The organism is Streptomyces sp. NPDC048479 (assembly GCF_040651435.1).
Taxonomy (GTDB): domain Bacteria; phylum Actinomycetota; class Actinomycetes; order Streptomycetales; family Streptomycetaceae; genus Streptomyces.
In genome coordinates, this window is the sequence record NZ_JBEZKA010000003.1 from 344,878 (window position 1) to 358,069 (window position 13,192).

At 71.0% G+C, this 13,192-nt stretch carries 15 protein-coding genes; 7 read left to right on the plus strand and 8 right to left on the minus strand.

Annotated elements, in window-relative coordinates; genetic code table 11:
• Positions 1 to 32: 32 nt before the first annotated feature.
• Positions 33 to 2,168 carry a protein kinase gene (locus AB0D12_RS06935; protein ID WP_362677834.1) on the minus strand — a complete coding sequence of 712 codons (2,136 nt, stop codon included), beginning with the start codon at positions 2,166 to 2,168 and terminating at the stop codon, positions 33 to 35.
• A 342-nt stretch (positions 2,169 to 2,510) separates the two neighbouring features.
• Between AB0D12_RS06935 and AB0D12_RS06940 the strand changes: the two genes are divergently transcribed.
• Complete coding sequence (locus tag AB0D12_RS06940; protein WP_360884392.1) at positions 2,511 to 2,777, plus strand: hypothetical protein; 267 nt, start codon at positions 2,511 to 2,513, stop codon at positions 2,775 to 2,777.
• Complete coding sequence (locus AB0D12_RS06945; RefSeq protein ID WP_362677836.1) at positions 2,774 to 3,214, plus strand: hypothetical protein; 441 nt, start codon at positions 2,774 to 2,776, stop codon at positions 3,212 to 3,214. Before AB0D12_RS06940 ends, AB0D12_RS06945 begins: the two co-directional genes overlap by 4 nt.
• Before the next feature lie 46 nt (positions 3,215 to 3,260).
• Here the strand turns inward: AB0D12_RS06945 and AB0D12_RS06950 are convergent, their stop codons facing one another.
• From AB0D12_RS06950 to AB0D12_RS06960, 3 genes are read right to left on the minus strand one after another with little or no spacing between them, the layout of a single operon-like run.
• A complete protein-coding gene (locus AB0D12_RS06950) occupies positions 3,261 to 4,637 on the minus strand; it encodes a cytochrome P450 (protein WP_362677838.1) in 1,377 nt (458 codons plus the stop codon).
• Between the two features lie 20 nt (positions 4,638 to 4,657).
• Positions 4,658 to 4,894 (minus strand): DUF397 domain-containing protein, encoded by a 237-nt coding sequence (locus tag AB0D12_RS06955; protein WP_362677840.1) that lies wholly within the window; start codon positions 4,892 to 4,894, stop codon positions 4,658 to 4,660.
• Positions 4,891 to 5,727 (minus strand): helix-turn-helix transcriptional regulator, encoded by an 837-nt coding sequence (locus AB0D12_RS06960; RefSeq protein ID WP_362677842.1) that lies wholly within the window; start codon positions 5,725 to 5,727, stop codon positions 4,891 to 4,893. Before AB0D12_RS06960 ends, AB0D12_RS06955 begins: the two co-directional genes overlap by 4 nt.
• A gap of 157 nt (positions 5,728 to 5,884) precedes the next feature.
• Between AB0D12_RS06960 and AB0D12_RS06965 the strand changes: the two genes are divergently transcribed.
• Positions 5,885 to 6,292 (plus strand): hypothetical protein, encoded by a 408-nt coding sequence (locus AB0D12_RS06965; protein ID WP_362677844.1) that lies wholly within the window; start codon positions 5,885 to 5,887, stop codon positions 6,290 to 6,292.
• A gap of 8 nt (positions 6,293 to 6,300) precedes the next feature.
• Positions 6,301 to 6,615 (plus strand): hypothetical protein, encoded by a 315-nt coding sequence (locus AB0D12_RS06970; protein ID WP_362677846.1) that lies wholly within the window; start codon positions 6,301 to 6,303, stop codon positions 6,613 to 6,615.
• A 54-nt stretch (positions 6,616 to 6,669) separates the two neighbouring features.
• On the opposite strand, the gene AB0D12_RS06975 is transcribed toward AB0D12_RS06970, so the two are convergent.
• Positions 6,670 to 8,328, minus strand: a complete 1,659-nt coding sequence (locus AB0D12_RS06975) for a serine/threonine-protein kinase (protein WP_362677848.1) — start codon at positions 8,326 to 8,328, stop codon at positions 6,670 to 6,672.
• A gap of 211 nt (positions 8,329 to 8,539) precedes the next feature.
• Between AB0D12_RS06975 and AB0D12_RS06980 the strand changes: the two genes are divergently transcribed.
• On the plus strand, positions 8,540 to 8,986 hold the full coding sequence (locus AB0D12_RS06980; protein ID WP_362677850.1) for a VOC family protein: 447 nt from the start codon (positions 8,540 to 8,542) through the stop codon (positions 8,984 to 8,986).
• Here AB0D12_RS06980 and AB0D12_RS06985 read toward each other — a convergent pair.
• Both AB0D12_RS06985 and AB0D12_RS06990 read right to left on the minus strand, forming a co-directional pair.
• Entirely contained in the window at positions 8,949 to 9,419 is a 471-nt protein-coding gene (locus tag AB0D12_RS06985) for a MarR family transcriptional regulator (protein WP_362677852.1), read from the minus strand. The genes AB0D12_RS06980 and AB0D12_RS06985 overlap by 38 nt on opposite strands.
• Positions 9,416 to 10,009 carry a type 1 glutamine amidotransferase family protein gene (locus AB0D12_RS06990; RefSeq protein ID WP_362677854.1) on the minus strand — a complete coding sequence of 198 codons (594 nt, stop codon included), beginning with the start codon at positions 10,007 to 10,009 and terminating at the stop codon, positions 9,416 to 9,418. The genes AB0D12_RS06985 and AB0D12_RS06990 overlap by 4 nt, the downstream gene beginning before the upstream one ends.
• Before the next feature lie 472 nt (positions 10,010 to 10,481).
• Here AB0D12_RS06990 and AB0D12_RS06995 point away from each other — a divergent pair, with 472 nt between their 5' ends.
• Entirely contained in the window at positions 10,482 to 11,840 is a 1,359-nt protein-coding gene (locus AB0D12_RS06995) for an aspartate aminotransferase family protein (protein ID WP_362677856.1), read from the plus strand.
• Positions 11,841 to 11,950: 110 nt separating this feature from the next.
• On the opposite strand, the gene AB0D12_RS07000 is transcribed toward AB0D12_RS06995, so the two are convergent.
• Complete coding sequence (locus tag AB0D12_RS07000; RefSeq protein ID WP_362677858.1) at positions 11,951 to 12,388, minus strand: hypothetical protein; 438 nt, start codon at positions 12,386 to 12,388, stop codon at positions 11,951 to 11,953.
• A gap of 102 nt (positions 12,389 to 12,490) precedes the next feature.
• Between AB0D12_RS07000 and AB0D12_RS07005 the strand changes: the two genes are divergently transcribed.
• A complete protein-coding gene (locus tag AB0D12_RS07005) occupies positions 12,491 to 13,177 on the plus strand; it encodes a GntR family transcriptional regulator (RefSeq protein ID WP_362677860.1) in 687 nt (228 codons plus the stop codon).
• Positions 13,178 to 13,192: the final 15 nt, after the last annotated feature.

Below are 13,192 nucleotides of genomic sequence, written 5' to 3' on the forward strand. Positions count from 1 at the left end.
TCGGGGCGAGTTGCGTTCCTGTGGACCCGTTCCTACGGACGCCGGTACTCGCGGGGCGAGTCGCCCGTGTCGAGGAAGGACCGGTTCAGTGTGCTGCCGCTCACCGTCAGGACCGACGACCCGGCCGCCGCGCAGTCGCCGCTCACCACCAGGGACGGACCGATCACGACGCGGTCCCCCGCCGAGAACAGAGCGGACTTCGACGTACAGATGCCGCCGCTCTGCGTGGTGGTGAAGGTGACGACCTGGCTGCCCACGGCGCCCTGCGAGACGGTCAGCCGCTGCACACCGGCGGAGCTGGTCAGGTCTCGCTCCCAGGAGCCCAGGAACGTGCTCTGGATCCGGTCGGGGCCCGCCTTGCGCAGCGTCGAGCTCCGGCCGCCGCTCGCGGTCCACGCGAGCGTCCCGTCGGAGCGCGCTGTCAGGGTCTGCTCGCCGATGGCGGAACACTTCCCGGCGGGCGTGCTGACGGTGACACCGGTGTCGATACGGATCGAACCACCGCCTGCCGCAAGCAGCTTGCCGGTGCCCTTGCACAGATAGCTCTCGCCCACGCTGATGCTCGCGACGACGGTGTCGCCGACCTTGCCGGGGGAGAGGGTGATCCGGCGCTGTGAGCCGGTGTCCGCGCCGTCGCGGAGGACGCTGCCGATCCAGGTCCCGGCATACGCGGCGGGCAGCGCGGCCGGTCCGGCGGGGTTCCCCGACCCTCCCGGCTTCTTGCCCTCCGGGTCCTTGGACGCGGGGTCCTTCACGTCGTCGCCTGCGCCGCTCCCGGGCCCGGGGGACGACAGCGACTCCTTGCCCTTGCCCTGTGCGGCCGCGCCAGGCCCTCCGGTGGCCGAACCGCCGCTTCCCGGCCGGCCGGCCACCGTGTCGCCGTCCCCGCGCAGCAGGGTGACGGCAGCAAAGGCCGAGCCCAGCAGCGCGGCCACGGCCACACCGGTGATCACCACGGTCCGCCGGGAGCGCTTCCGCGCGGCGGGGCTGGTACCGGTGGTGTCGGGTGCGTCGGCGCCCGTGAGGTGGCCCTGTACCCAGGAGCCGTAGGGAGCGGCGGCCGAGGGGACTCCGGGCACGCCGCCGGGGGTTCCGGGCGCAGGGGCGCCGGAGGCCTGGGGCCACGGGGGCGTGGCACCCGGCTGCGGGGTGCCGTAGGTGCCCGGGGTGCCGGGAGTTCCAGAAGTTCCGGGCGCGCCCGGCGACGGCGGGGTGCCGTACGCCGCCCGAACGGCATCCGGCGCCGGCGTCGGCGGGTTCGGCACGGCGCCCCTCGTCGGCGTATCGGCGTCCAGCAGCGACACCGCGCGCTGCCCGAGCTCGGCGATCAGCGCCGCGGGCAGCCAGGGTGCGGCCGGATCGGCAGGACGGGTGCGCTCCACGATCTGCTCCGGCGTCGGCCGTTGCGCCGGATCCTTGGCCAGACAGTCCGCGATCAGCTGCCGCAACTCCCCTTCCACGCCGCTCAGATCGGGCTCCGCGCTCACGATCCGGAACATGACCGAGTGAATCCCGGTGTCGGAACGCCCGAACGGCAGCCGCCCGGTCGCCGCATACGCCAACACCGAGCCCAGCGAAAACACATCGCAGGCAGGACCGACCCGCTCGCCCTGGATCTGCTCGGGCGACATATAGCCCGGCGACCCCACCACCACGCCGGTCTGGGTCAGTTCGTCGGACGGATTCTCCAGCGCGCGGGCGATGCCGAAGTCGATGACCCGAGGACCGGCGATCGTGATCAGTACGTTGGACGGCTTCAGGTCCCGGTGGACGAGACCGGCCCCGTGCACGCTCCGCAGCGCGCCGGCCAGACCGTACGCCAGTGTCCGCACCGACTCCTGAGGCAGCGGCCTCTCCCGCACGACATGCAGCAACGAGGGCCCGGCGATGTACCCGGTCGCCACCCAGGGCTCCGCCGCCTCGGTATCCGCGTCCAGCACGGGCGCGGTCCACTCCCCGCCGACCCGGCGCGCGGCGGCCACCTCCTGCCGGAACCGGCCGCGGAACTCCGGATTCCCGGCGAGCTCGGCCTTGATGAGCTTGACGGCGACCGTACGGCCGCCCGCGGAACGGGCGAGGTAGACCCGGCCCATCCCGCCCTCACCAAGGCGGCCGAGCAGACGGTACTCACCTATGGAGGGCGGATCCTGGGGCGCGAGCTGTTCCATGCGCCGAACATTACGCAGTCGGTGTGGCGACGCCGAGTTCGGGGCTTACGGGGTCTCGACGCCGGATGTTCGCCCCCAAGTCACCCTGGGGGGTGAACTCTTCAGGGAGGTGGCGGCTGTCTGCCGTCCGTCGATTCGACCCCATTTTCGGCAAATGCCGACCTGATTTCGGGCTTTGAGTCATTCGAACTACGGGTTTGGCATAGTCAGTTGGCACTTGCGTCGATCGCTGTGCGTGGCAGTACGGTCACCCGGCAGTCCATACGACTTCAAGGGAAGTGGAGCGACGTGACCATCGCATTAGAGCGCCCTGAAACGGTATACCGCCGGTATACTGTGATCATGGCTGACACCACCATCAAGGTCGACCCCGCGGTCCGTGACCGCCTGCTGGAGCTCGCTCGCGAGCGCGGGATGACGATGCGCGACCTGGTCGCGCAGCTCGCGGGTGCCACGCCCACCAAGGAGGAGCTCCAGAAGCAGTACGAGGAGACCAAGGCGTACGTCGAGGAGCACTTCCTCGGCAGGCCGTACACCGAGGAGGACGAACGGGCCGGCGAGCAGCTCTGGGCCGACCTCGAGGCCGGACGGATCGGGGAGGTCCAGTGACGGCCAGCAAGGAGTACCCGCTGCCGCGTGCTGTCGTCTTCGACGACACCGCCGCCCTGGCGCTCGGCGCAGGCAACAGCATGGCCTCGCGCCTTGTCACCGAGGCCGAGAAGAACCCGGCGCAGCGCGTCTACATTCCGGCCCTGTGCCTGACTGCCGCAGAGGCGGAACGCGCGGGCGTGGCCGAGCACATCGGCGCGCTGCCGTCCGTGGACATCACGGCGCTCGACTTCGCGGGAGTCATGGCGGTCGGCAAGCAACTGCGCTCCGACGTGGACGACGACGACCCGGAGAAGGCGGAGAGCGACTGGAGCGGTGCGCACGCGCTGCATCTGGCCCGGCCGTCTGTCGAGTGGCCGCGCGGCCGCCCGGTGCTGACCCGCGCGCCGTCGCGGTACCGCGGTACGGGCATCCGGACGATCCGGATCGTCGAGTAGTACGCGGCGCGGGGCCCGGATCGCGCCCGGGCCCCGCGCCTCCGCGTCAGGCGGACGCCCCGTCCACCCGCCGCAGCGCGCACCGCGCCGGGCCCGCCGCCCGCAGAGTGATTCCGGTGTCCACCGGAACCTCCACGTCGACCGCCTCCAGCTCGTACTCCCGCAGGATCATCGCCAGCGCCAGCACCGACTCCAGCATCGAGAAGTGCTGACCGATGCATGCCCGCGGCCCGCCGCCGAACGGGAACCATGCGTACCGCGGCCGCTCCTTCTCCCGCTCCGGCGTGAACCGTTCCGGGTCGAAGCGCTCCGGATCGTCCCAGTACCCCGGATGCCGGTGCGTCACCCACGGCGCGACGATCACATCCGCGCCGGCCGGGATCGTGTGCCCGCCGATCTCGGCGGCCGCGACAGCCTGGCGGCCGATGACCGGACCCGCCGGATACAGCCGCATGGCCTCCTTGAGGACCTTCGTCAGATACGGCAGTGCATCGAGATCCGCGGCCCCAGGGGTCCGCCCGTCCAGTACGCGTACGACCTCGTCCCGCGCCAGCGCCTGCTGCTCGGGGTGGCGGGCCAGCAGATGCAGCGCGAACGCCAGCGACGTGGCCGTCGTCTCGTGCCCCGCGAGCAGGAACACCAGGACCTGGTCGCGGATCTCCGACGCGTCGAGGGACCCGTCCTCCGCGCTCTCGGCCTGGGAGAGCAGCGTCAGCAGATCCTCACCCTGGGCCGCATCCCCCTCCGCCCGCCGCTTCTCGATGATCCCGTCGCACACCGCGAACAGTTCCTCCATCGCGGTGGCGGCCCGCCGGTTGGCAGGAGTCGGCCAGCTGCGCGGGAAGTTGGCGGGGGAGTAGCCGCGGGTGAGTGTGTACTCCCCGATGATCGGGAAACAGCGCTGCACGACGTCGACCGCCGCCTCGACGTCCGTGCCGAACAGGATGCGGGCAACCGCCCGCAGTGTGAGCCGGGTCGTCTCGTCGACGACGTCCACCGTGGCGTCCGGGGCGGTGCGCCAGGCGGAGAGCAGAGCAGAGGTTTCGGCGGTGACGGCGTCGGCGTAGCCGTCGACCCGGCGGCGGGTGAACAGCGGCTGCACGAGTCGCCGCTGCCGGAGGTAGTCGTCGTCCTGGCTGGTCAGCAGGCCGTTGCCGAACGACTCCCGGACCTCCTGATAAAAGGCGTTGTCCTTGCGGAAGTTGGCCGATTCCGTCGCCAGTACCTGCTGGGCGCCCTCCGCGGAGAACACCGCGTACAGCTCGGCCCGCAGCCCGGGCGGGCCCGCGGTGATCCTGACGACGTCGCCGTGCTCGCGCTGTGCGTTGAGGAAGGTGCCGAGCGAGTCCCGCTTGAGCTCGAACATCGAGCCCAGGAGCGGCAGACCCGCCGGACCCGGTACCGCTGTGCCCGTCAACGTCATGGCTTCTCCTCCGTACGGGTTCAGCTCGCCCAGTCGAGGAAGTTCGTCCAGGTGGTGGGGGCGACGGCGAAAGTGGGGCCGTCGGTGACCTTGGAGTCGCGGATGTGGATGGTGTGGGGGCAGGTGGCGACCTCGACGCAGTTGCCGGTGCCGTTGCTGCTGTACGAGGACTTGTGCCAGTCGAAGGCCACTTCGATGCACTCGCCGCCGCTGGCGCTGCTGTAGCTGGACTTGAACCACCGCAGGGTGCTGGTCATTGCTGATCTCCTGCCAACCGCTCGATGAGGCCCAGCGATTCACGAGGACCCAGGGCCTGTGCTCGGATCTTCGCATACCGCTGGGCGCATGTGCTCACCTTTGCAGGGTCCTTGATCAGCAGGCTTTCGTCCTGTGCCTCCAGGTAAACCAGGTGGTCGTGTTCCAGCGTTTCCACGAGGGTTAACTCGCTGTGGGCACCAGCGTGCTCGCCGCTGAGACCGCAGTCCAGCGGCAGCACCTGGAGTGTCACATTGCGCCGCCGCGCACATTCCGCGAGATGTAGCAGCTGGCCCCGCATGACCTCCTCGCTGCCAATCGTCCTGCGCAGTACGGACTCCTCCAGCACCACCTCGATCAGTGCCACCGGCTCCCGCTCGAACAGCGCCCTACGCGCCATCCGCGCCTCGACCAGCTCCTCCACCCGCTCCCCGGACAGCGGCGGATACCCGCCCCCGATCAGCGCCCGCGCGTACTCCTCCGTCTGGAACAGCCCGTGCACGACCAGCGTTGCGTACAGGCACAGCCCCACCGCCTTCTGTTCCAGCAGTGCGTAGTTCTTGAACTGCGCCGGGTACTTGTCCAGCCGTACGTACGTCCTCGCCTCCTCGAAGATCCCCGTCCCGCCCCCGAGCACTCTCTCCAGCTCCACCAGCATCTGGTCGCTCGCGGGCTGCGCGCAGGTCTCCATCGCGCTCACCGCCGCGCCTGTGAAGCCCATCTCGTCTCCCAGCTGCTCCTGTGTCAGTCCTTTCTGGACGCGCATATTGCGCGCGACATTCGCCACCAGGCGCGTCGCCGGACCCGCCGTTTCCTTGTTTTCCGAACGTGCCATTTGCGATCACCGCTTCGACTCAACCGGACTCAACCGGTCTCAACCAGTCCCCGCCGAATTCGACCCGCCTCAAGGGAAGTTCGCCCAGGTCAACGTATGCCGGACCCCCTCCTCGCGGTCCTGGAAAACGCTAGCCAAAGTCACTCAGACTGTCCTTGTGGATACGCAAAGTCGCCAAGTAAACCTCGATTGGATTCCGGCTTCCGGATTCCAGCTCCGTAAGGCAGGCGTGCAATTCGACGCAGTCCGCGTCGACGACGAGGACGGCCGCCGCCTGGCCGACCTCCTGGAGAGGATGACCGGGGGCGACCCGGGCCCCGTCGTCATAGAGGCGTACGGGCGACGGTCGGTCTACTTCCTCGTACCGCCCGGGACGACGTCCCACCGGCCCTGGCCGCGTGGTGTCACCCGGTTCAACTCAGGTCCGGCACATGTGAGTTTCGTGCCCGTGCCCGCCCTCCGCGGCCGCACCTGGCCGCTGTCCTGGAGGTTCCCGCCCACCGGCGAAGGGCGGTTCGTGCACCCGCTCCTGCTGTCCAACGCCGCGTCGGCGCTGCTCGGTTGACCCCCGGCGTGTCCGGGACACGTCCCGGACGCGACATCCAGCAGATCCAGGGCGCGGCCAGCGTCAACCAGACGTTCTACGTCTCCCGCAGCGACGGCCCGTCCGTGTACGGCTACCTGGACACCGGCCGGGCGTCCGCCACCGATCTGACCGTGCGGACGAACGGAGGAGTGGTGCGGGGTACGGAGGACCTGTCCTACGCACGGACCGGCGGGCGACGACTCCTGTGGTCGCTCGGCGAGTACGCGGTCGACGACCAGGACCGGGGCACCCGTCCACGGTCCCCGTACAACAGCCGCTACGTGTATGCGATCAGACTCTGACCGCATGGTCGGTGGCGGCCGCAGTACGGAATGACGGACCTCGAGGTGTGAGCCTCAGCCGCGCTTCGTGTACGTGAGCGGCGCGCCGCCCGAGCCCACCAGCTCGCGCACGATCGTCGTGTCGTTGGGCATGTTCAGGCGGCTCCACTGGCCCGGTGAGCACTGCTTCGGGTCGCCGAACGTGACCTGGGTCGGCCCGAGTTCGAGGGGCGGGCCCGAGGCGCGGAGGGTGGCCGACCAGCGGCAGTCGTAGTTCGGGCCGGTGCCCGTCAGGGTCATGACCTGGGTGCCGGTCGAGCCCTGGGTGATCGTCATGGTGCGGACATTGGTGCCGTCGGCGGTGTCGAAGGAGGCCTGCCAGGTGCCGACGTACTCCTGGGGGACGCCGCCGGTCCCGGTGCCGGGATCGGTCGGGGGTGTGGTGGCGGGGGCCGTCGGCGACGAGGTCTGCGGCGAGGGGGACTTCGAGGCCGGCGGCGTGGAGTGGCTGGACCCTGTGTGCTTGCCGTCGCCGCCCATGAACGCGTACACCGAGCCGCCCGCCAGGACCGCGACGAGGAGGGCCACCGCGACGAGGGCTACGGTGCCGCCCTTCCTGCTGGGCGCGGGCGGGGGTGCGTACGGAGCCGGGGCGGGGAGGTACCCGGCTTGGGCGGGGACGTTGTACGGGTAGCCGTACCCGTACGCCGGGGGTGGGGTCGGCGGAGGCGTGGGCCGCGGCATCGGGGGCTTCGGGGCGGCCGCGGTCATCGTCGGCGGCTGTTCCGGGGTCGGGGCCGGGAGCGCGGCCGGTGCGGGAGCAGCCGGGGCCGCCGGCTGCTCCACCTCCAGCAACTGCACCGCATGGCGGCCGAGTTGGGCGATCAGCGCGCCGGGCAGCCAGGGCTCGACGTCCGCGTCGGAGGTCGTACGCTCCAGGATCCGCGCCAGCGTCGGGCGGGCCTCGGGGTCCTTGTTGAGGCAGTCGCGTACGAGCTCGAGCAGGCCCTCCGGAAGGCCGGCCAGGTCCGGCTCCTCCTGAGCGATACGGAACATCAGCGCGTGCACACCGCTGTCGGCCGAGCCGAACGGGAGGCGGCCCGTCGCCGCGTACGCCAGGACGGAGCCGAGGCAGAAGATGTCGCAGGCGGTGGTGACGCGGTCGCCGCGTACCTGCTCGGGAGCCATGAAGCCGGGCGAGCCGACGAGCGCGCCGGTGCGGGTGAGGCCGCCGTCGGTGACCGTTTCCAGGGCGCGGGCTATGCCGAAGTCGATGACGCGGGGGCCGTCGATCGTGATCAGGATGTTGGACGGCTTGAGGTCGCGGTGGATGAGGCCGGCGCCGTGGATGTTCTCGAGTGCGTGCGCGAGTCCGGTGGCGAGGATGCGAACGGAGCGCTCCGGGAGCGGGCCGTGGTCGCCGGAGACGACGCTGTGGAGCGCGGGTCCCGCGATGTAGCCGGTGGCGACCCAGGGGACGGGGGCCTCGGTGTCGGCGTCGAGCACGGGTGCGGTCCACTCGCCGCCGACGCGCAGGGCCGCGCGTACTTCCTGGCGGAAGCGGCTGCGGAACTCCTCCTGCACGGCGAGCTCCTGGCGTACGAGCTTGACGGCGACGGTGCGGCCGCGGTCGTTGCGCGCGAGGTAGACCTGGCCCATGCCGCCCGCGCCGAGCCGGGCCAGCAGACGGTACTCGCCGATGTGCCGTGGATCTGCCGGTGCCAGTGGCTCCATCGCCGCGCGCCCTTCCCCCGTGCCGGACCTGCTTCGTGCCGGACGTGCTTCCGTTCCGACGGATCGAGAATAGTGCGCGCGGAGGTGGCCCTTGTAGGTCAGGATCTGACCTCATTGCCCCCTACCGTCGGACTCACGAACGCAACCCCGTATGCGAGGAGACTGTCATGGCCGTCAAACCGGTTCCCGAGGGCTACTCCAGCGTCACGCCGTGGATCACTCGCAGGACACGGCGGGTGTCATCGACTATCTGAAGGCCGCCTTCGGGGCGGTGGAGCTGGGCCGTACGACCGGCGAGGACGGGCGCATCGGGCATGCGGAGATACGGATCGGGGACGCGGTGGTCATGCTGTTCGACGCGGCGCGCGCCGACTGGCCGCCGACGCCGGCGTTCCTGCGGCTGTACGTCGAGGACGCGGACGCGGTGCACCGGCGGGCGGTGGAGTGCGGCGGCGAATCGGTGACCGACGTGACGCACCTCTTCTTCGGGGACCGGGGCGGACGGGTGCGGGACCCGTTCGGGAACCTGTGGTGGATCCAGACGCACGTCGAGGATGTGAGCGAGGCGGAGATGGCGCGTCGCCTCGGGGATCCGGTGTTCACCGAGGCGATGGACTACCTCACGAGCGCGGACTTTTTCCCTGGGACTCCGAACTGATGCTGTCGAGAGCTTTGGAGAGCTGGTCGAGCACTCGCGCCGTCTCGGCGAACTGCTCGGGGCCGAGGGCGTCGGCGAGGCGGGCCGCCAGTTCCGTGTGACCGGGGTCGATCTTCGCGATCGCGGCGCGGCCTTCGTCGGTGGGCCTGAGCAGTTTGGCCCGGCGGTGGGCGGGGTTGGGTTCGTACGCGGCGAGGCCACGCTCGACGAGCAGATCGGCGATCCGCTGCACGCTCTGACGGGTGATGCCCATGTCGCGGGCGATCCCGGCGACGGGCAGCGGATCGCGCAGTACGGCTCCGAGGACCTGCCACCAGGCGGCAGTCAGTCCGGCCGGCTTCGCCAACTCCTCGGACACGGCGAGGAATTGGCCGTTCAGCCGGAAGACGCCGAGCGCCGTCCGGCTGAGCAGGTCCTGCTGTTCGCGGCTCATGACTCCAGGACCTCGAAGGCGGAGGCGTCCGAGTCGTGGAACAGCCGGTACCAGGCGTCCAGTTTCTCCCCCTCGTACACGCCGAGCCGTGCGAAGACCTCGCGGGCGAAGGCGACGGGCTCTGTCGGCCCCGCGGTGATCAGATCGCCGTCGGTGACGGCGTCCGTGTCGCGGTAGTGCTCGCCGCCCTTGTAGCCGGTGGCGTCGAGGTAGAAGGAGACGGCGCTGGTGTGCTCGCGATCGTCGAGCAGGCCTTCGCGGGCGAGCCCGGCGGTGGCACCGCAGATGGCGGCGACGGGCACTCCGGCGTCGAGGAACGTACGCGCTGTGGCGGCGAAGGGGGCGAGATCGTCAGTGGTGTCCCAGAGCTGCGCGCCGGTGAGGATGAGCAGGGCGCTGTCCTCGGGCCGCAGGTCGCCGAGCGCGAGATCTGGCTGGATACGGACGCCGCCCATGGTCGTGACGGGTTCGGTGGTGGGCCCGACGGTCCGCACGGTGAAGCCGTTCTGGGTGAGGTGGGCGGTGGTGTGTCCCGTCTCCCAGTCGGCGTAGGTGTCGTACACGGCGAGATGAACGGTGCGGGGGTTCATGGCGTCCTCCTTGGCCTAGTGACAGCAGCCTGTCATGTCGACAGCATGCTGTCAATAACGGGGCTCGTCCGGCCTCAGGTCGGGGCTCCGCCCCGAACCCCGCGCCTCAATCGCCGGCGGGGCTTGAAGATCAGCCCGTCCGGCGATTGAGGACATGCGGCCGAAGGTCGCATACGGGGTCTGGGGGCGAAGCCCCCTGCCCGCCGCAGGCGCACCCGCGCCCGCCGCAGGCGCACCCGCGCCCGCCGCACCCGCACCCGCGCCCGCCGCACCCGCACCCGCGCCCGCCGCACCCGCACCCGCGCCCGCCGCACCCGCACCCGCGCCCGCCGCACCCGCACCCGCGTCCGCCGGACCGGGTCCGCGGGCCCGACCCGGTCGTCCCGGACCCGACACACTGCCCAGGAACCCGGCTCAGGCCATACACCGTGGCCATGTCCGCCCCCACCTGCGCGTCTCTACCCTTGACCGCATGACCCCTCATCCCGACCCCCAGGCCGGCGCGGCCGTGAAGGCCGCAGACCGTGCGCATGTGTTCCACTCGTGGTCCGCCCAGGGCCTGATCGACCCGCTCGCCGTCGCCGGTGCCGAGGGCTCGTACTTCTGGGACTACGACGGGAACCGCTACCTCGACTTCACCAGCGGCCTCGTCTTCACCAACATCGGCTACCAGCACCCCAAGGTCGTCGCCGCGATCCAGGAGCAGGCGGGCAAGCTCGCCACCTTCGCTCCCGCCTTCGCCGTCGAGGCCCGCTCCGAGGCCGCACGCCTCATCGCCGAGCGGACCCCCGGCGACCTCGACAAGATCTTCTTCACCAACGGCGGCGCCGAGGCCGTCGAGAACGCCGTCCGGATGGCCCGGCTGCACACGGGCCGCCCCAAGGTGCTCTCCGCCTACCGCTCGTACCACGGCGGCACCGCGACCGCGATCAACATCACGGGCGACCCGCGCCGCTGGGCCAACGACAACGGCACCGCCGGTGTCGTGCGCTTCTGGGCGCCGTTCCTCTACCGCTCGCGGTTCTACTCCGAGACCACGGAGCAGGAGTCCGCCCGCGCGCTCCAGCACCTCGAGGACACCATCACCTTCGAGGGGCCGCAGACCATCGCAGCGATCATCCTGGAGACCATCCCGGGCACCGCCGGCATCATGACGCCGCCGCCCGGCTATCTCGCGGGCGTCCGCGAGATCTGCGACCGGTACGGCATCGTGTTCGTGCTCGACGAGGTCATGGCGGGCTTCGGCCGTACGGGCAAGTGGTTCGCCGCCGAGCACTTCGGCGTCACGCCCGACCTGCTGACCTTCGCCAAGGGAGTCAACTCCGGTTATGTACCCCTCGGCGGCGTCGCGATCTCCGCCGAGATCGCCGCGACCTTCGACAAGCGCCCCTACCCGGGCGGACTCACCTACTCCGGCCACCCGCTGGCCTGCGCCGCAGCCGTCGCCACCATCCAGGTCATGGAGGACGAGAAGGTCGTCGAGAACGCGGCCCACATCGGTGAGACGGTCCTCGGGCCGGGGCTGCGGGAGCTCGCCGAGCGTCACCCGTCGGTCGGCGAGGTGCGCGGTACGGGCGTGTTCTGGGCGCTGGACCTGGTCAAGGACAGGGAGACGCGCGAGCCGCTGGTGCCGTACAACGCCGCGGGCGAGGCGAACGCGCCGATGGCCGCCTTCGCCGCCGCGTGCAAGAAGAACGGCCTGTGGCCGTTCGTCAACATGAACCGGACGCACGCGGTGCCGCCGTGCAACGTGACGGCGGCGGAGGCCAAGGAGGGCCTGGCCGCGCTGGACGCGGCGCTGTCGGTCGCCGACGAGCACGTGGTGTCGTAGGCCGGGGCTCCACCCCATGCTTCGGGGCTCCGCCCCGGACCCCGCGCCTCAATCGCCGGCGGGGCTGAAATTCAGCCCCGCCGCCCGGCGGCCGACCGCCCCGGGGCAGCTCACCGCCCCGCCGGCTCCACCTCCAGGAACCGGCGGCGCCGCGGTCCCCGGTACAGCAGCGCCTCCCAGTCCAGACGGCCCAACGTCGCCGCGCACTCGGTCAGCCTGCTCTCCTCCTCCTGGGGCGCCCCGCTGCCCGGCGGGCCCAGCCAGTCCACGCAGACCATGCGCGGGCGCTCGGAGGCGCGCACGCGGTAGCCCGTCGCCGCCCGCGCGCCCGAGGCGTCGACTGCGGAGGCCGGGACGCCAGCCGCCTCCAGCGCCAGGGCGACCGCGCGCACCATCTGGTTGAGCTCCCAGGCCGCCGGTGCGGTGTTCGTCACGCGGCGGATCTGCAGCAGGCCTTCGAAGGCGACCCGTACCTCAGCTGTCCTTTCCCGCTCGGTCAGGGCGGACAGCAGGCCGTCGCCGGTGGACACCTCGAAGACGTCAGCCACGCATACCTCCCCTTCCGGCACCGTCAGGACCGTACGCCCCGCGCCCGGTGCATCACCCCTGGCCTATCGTGTCCGGGACCCCTGGTGAAGGAGAAGGCCACGATGCGCGGTACCAGCAGCAGTACCGCTGTCACCCGCAACACCCTGCGGCAACAGATCGCTGACGCGCTGCGTGACGAGGTGCTTGCGGGGCGTTTGCAGCCCGGACAGGAATTCACCGTCAAGCAGATCGCCGAGCAGTACGGCGTCTCCGCGACCCCCGTCAGGGAAGCCCTCGTCGATCTTTCCGCCCAGGGGCTGCTCGACTCCGACCAGCACCGGGGCTTCAAAGTGCACCAGTTCTCGGTCGACGACTACCGGGGCATGGTCGAGGCGCGTTCGCTGATCGTGGACGGCATCTTCCGCCATGTCGCCGTGCGCGGCTCGGGCGGAGTCGGAGTGCACGGCCAGTCGCTGGTGTCCGTACGCCGCCGGGCCGAGGAGGCCGCCCGCGCGGCGCGCGTCGGGGACCTGGACATCCTCATCGGATACGACCTGCGCTTCTGGCGCGAGCTCAGCTCGATCGTCGCCAACCGCTACATCTCCGACTTCCTGCACCGGCTGCGGGTCCAGGCCTGGGTGTTCGCCGTCCCCTATCTGCGGGGCGACGCGCAGGTGCGGGACTGGCTGTGGAACGGGCACGAGGACCTGGTGAACGCCGTCACCTGCGGCGACGCCGACTCCGTGCGCGCGGTCATCGGCGCGTACAACGACCATGCGCTCGCGTGGGCGGATCGGCTGGAGCGGTGAGCTCGGACGGGGGCG

Coding starts and splice junctions, on each gene's coding strand:
- AB0D12_RS06935 (WP_362677834.1), bottom strand. CDS start 2,168: ATGGAACAGCTCGCGCCCCAGGATCCGCCCTCCATAGGTGAGTACCGT.
- AB0D12_RS06940 (WP_360884392.1), top strand. CDS start 2,511: ATGGCTGACACCACCATCAAGGTCGACCCCGCGGTCCGTGACCGCCTG.
- AB0D12_RS06950 (WP_362677838.1), bottom strand. CDS start 4,637: ATGACGTTGACGGGCACAGCGGTACCGGGTCCGGCGGGTCTGCCGCTC.
- AB0D12_RS06955 (WP_362677840.1), bottom strand. CDS start 4,894: ATGACCAGCACCCTGCGGTGGTTCAAGTCCAGCTACAGCAGCGCCAGC.
- AB0D12_RS06960 (WP_362677842.1), bottom strand. CDS start 5,727: ATGGCACGTTCGGAAAACAAGGAAACGGCGGGTCCGGCGACGCGCCTG.
- AB0D12_RS06975 (WP_362677848.1), bottom strand. CDS start 8,328: ATGGAGCCACTGGCACCGGCAGATCCACGGCACATCGGCGAGTACCGT.
- AB0D12_RS06985 (WP_362677852.1), bottom strand. CDS start 9,419: ATGAGCCGCGAACAGCAGGACCTGCTCAGCCGGACGGCGCTCGGCGTC.
- AB0D12_RS06990 (WP_362677854.1), bottom strand. CDS start 10,009: ATGAACCCCCGCACCGTTCATCTCGCCGTGTACGACACCTACGCCGAC.
- AB0D12_RS06995 (WP_362677856.1), top strand. CDS start 10,482: ATGACCCCTCATCCCGACCCCCAGGCCGGCGCGGCCGTGAAGGCCGCA.
- AB0D12_RS07005 (WP_362677860.1), top strand. CDS start 12,491: ATGCGCGGTACCAGCAGCAGTACCGCTGTCACCCGCAACACCCTGCGG.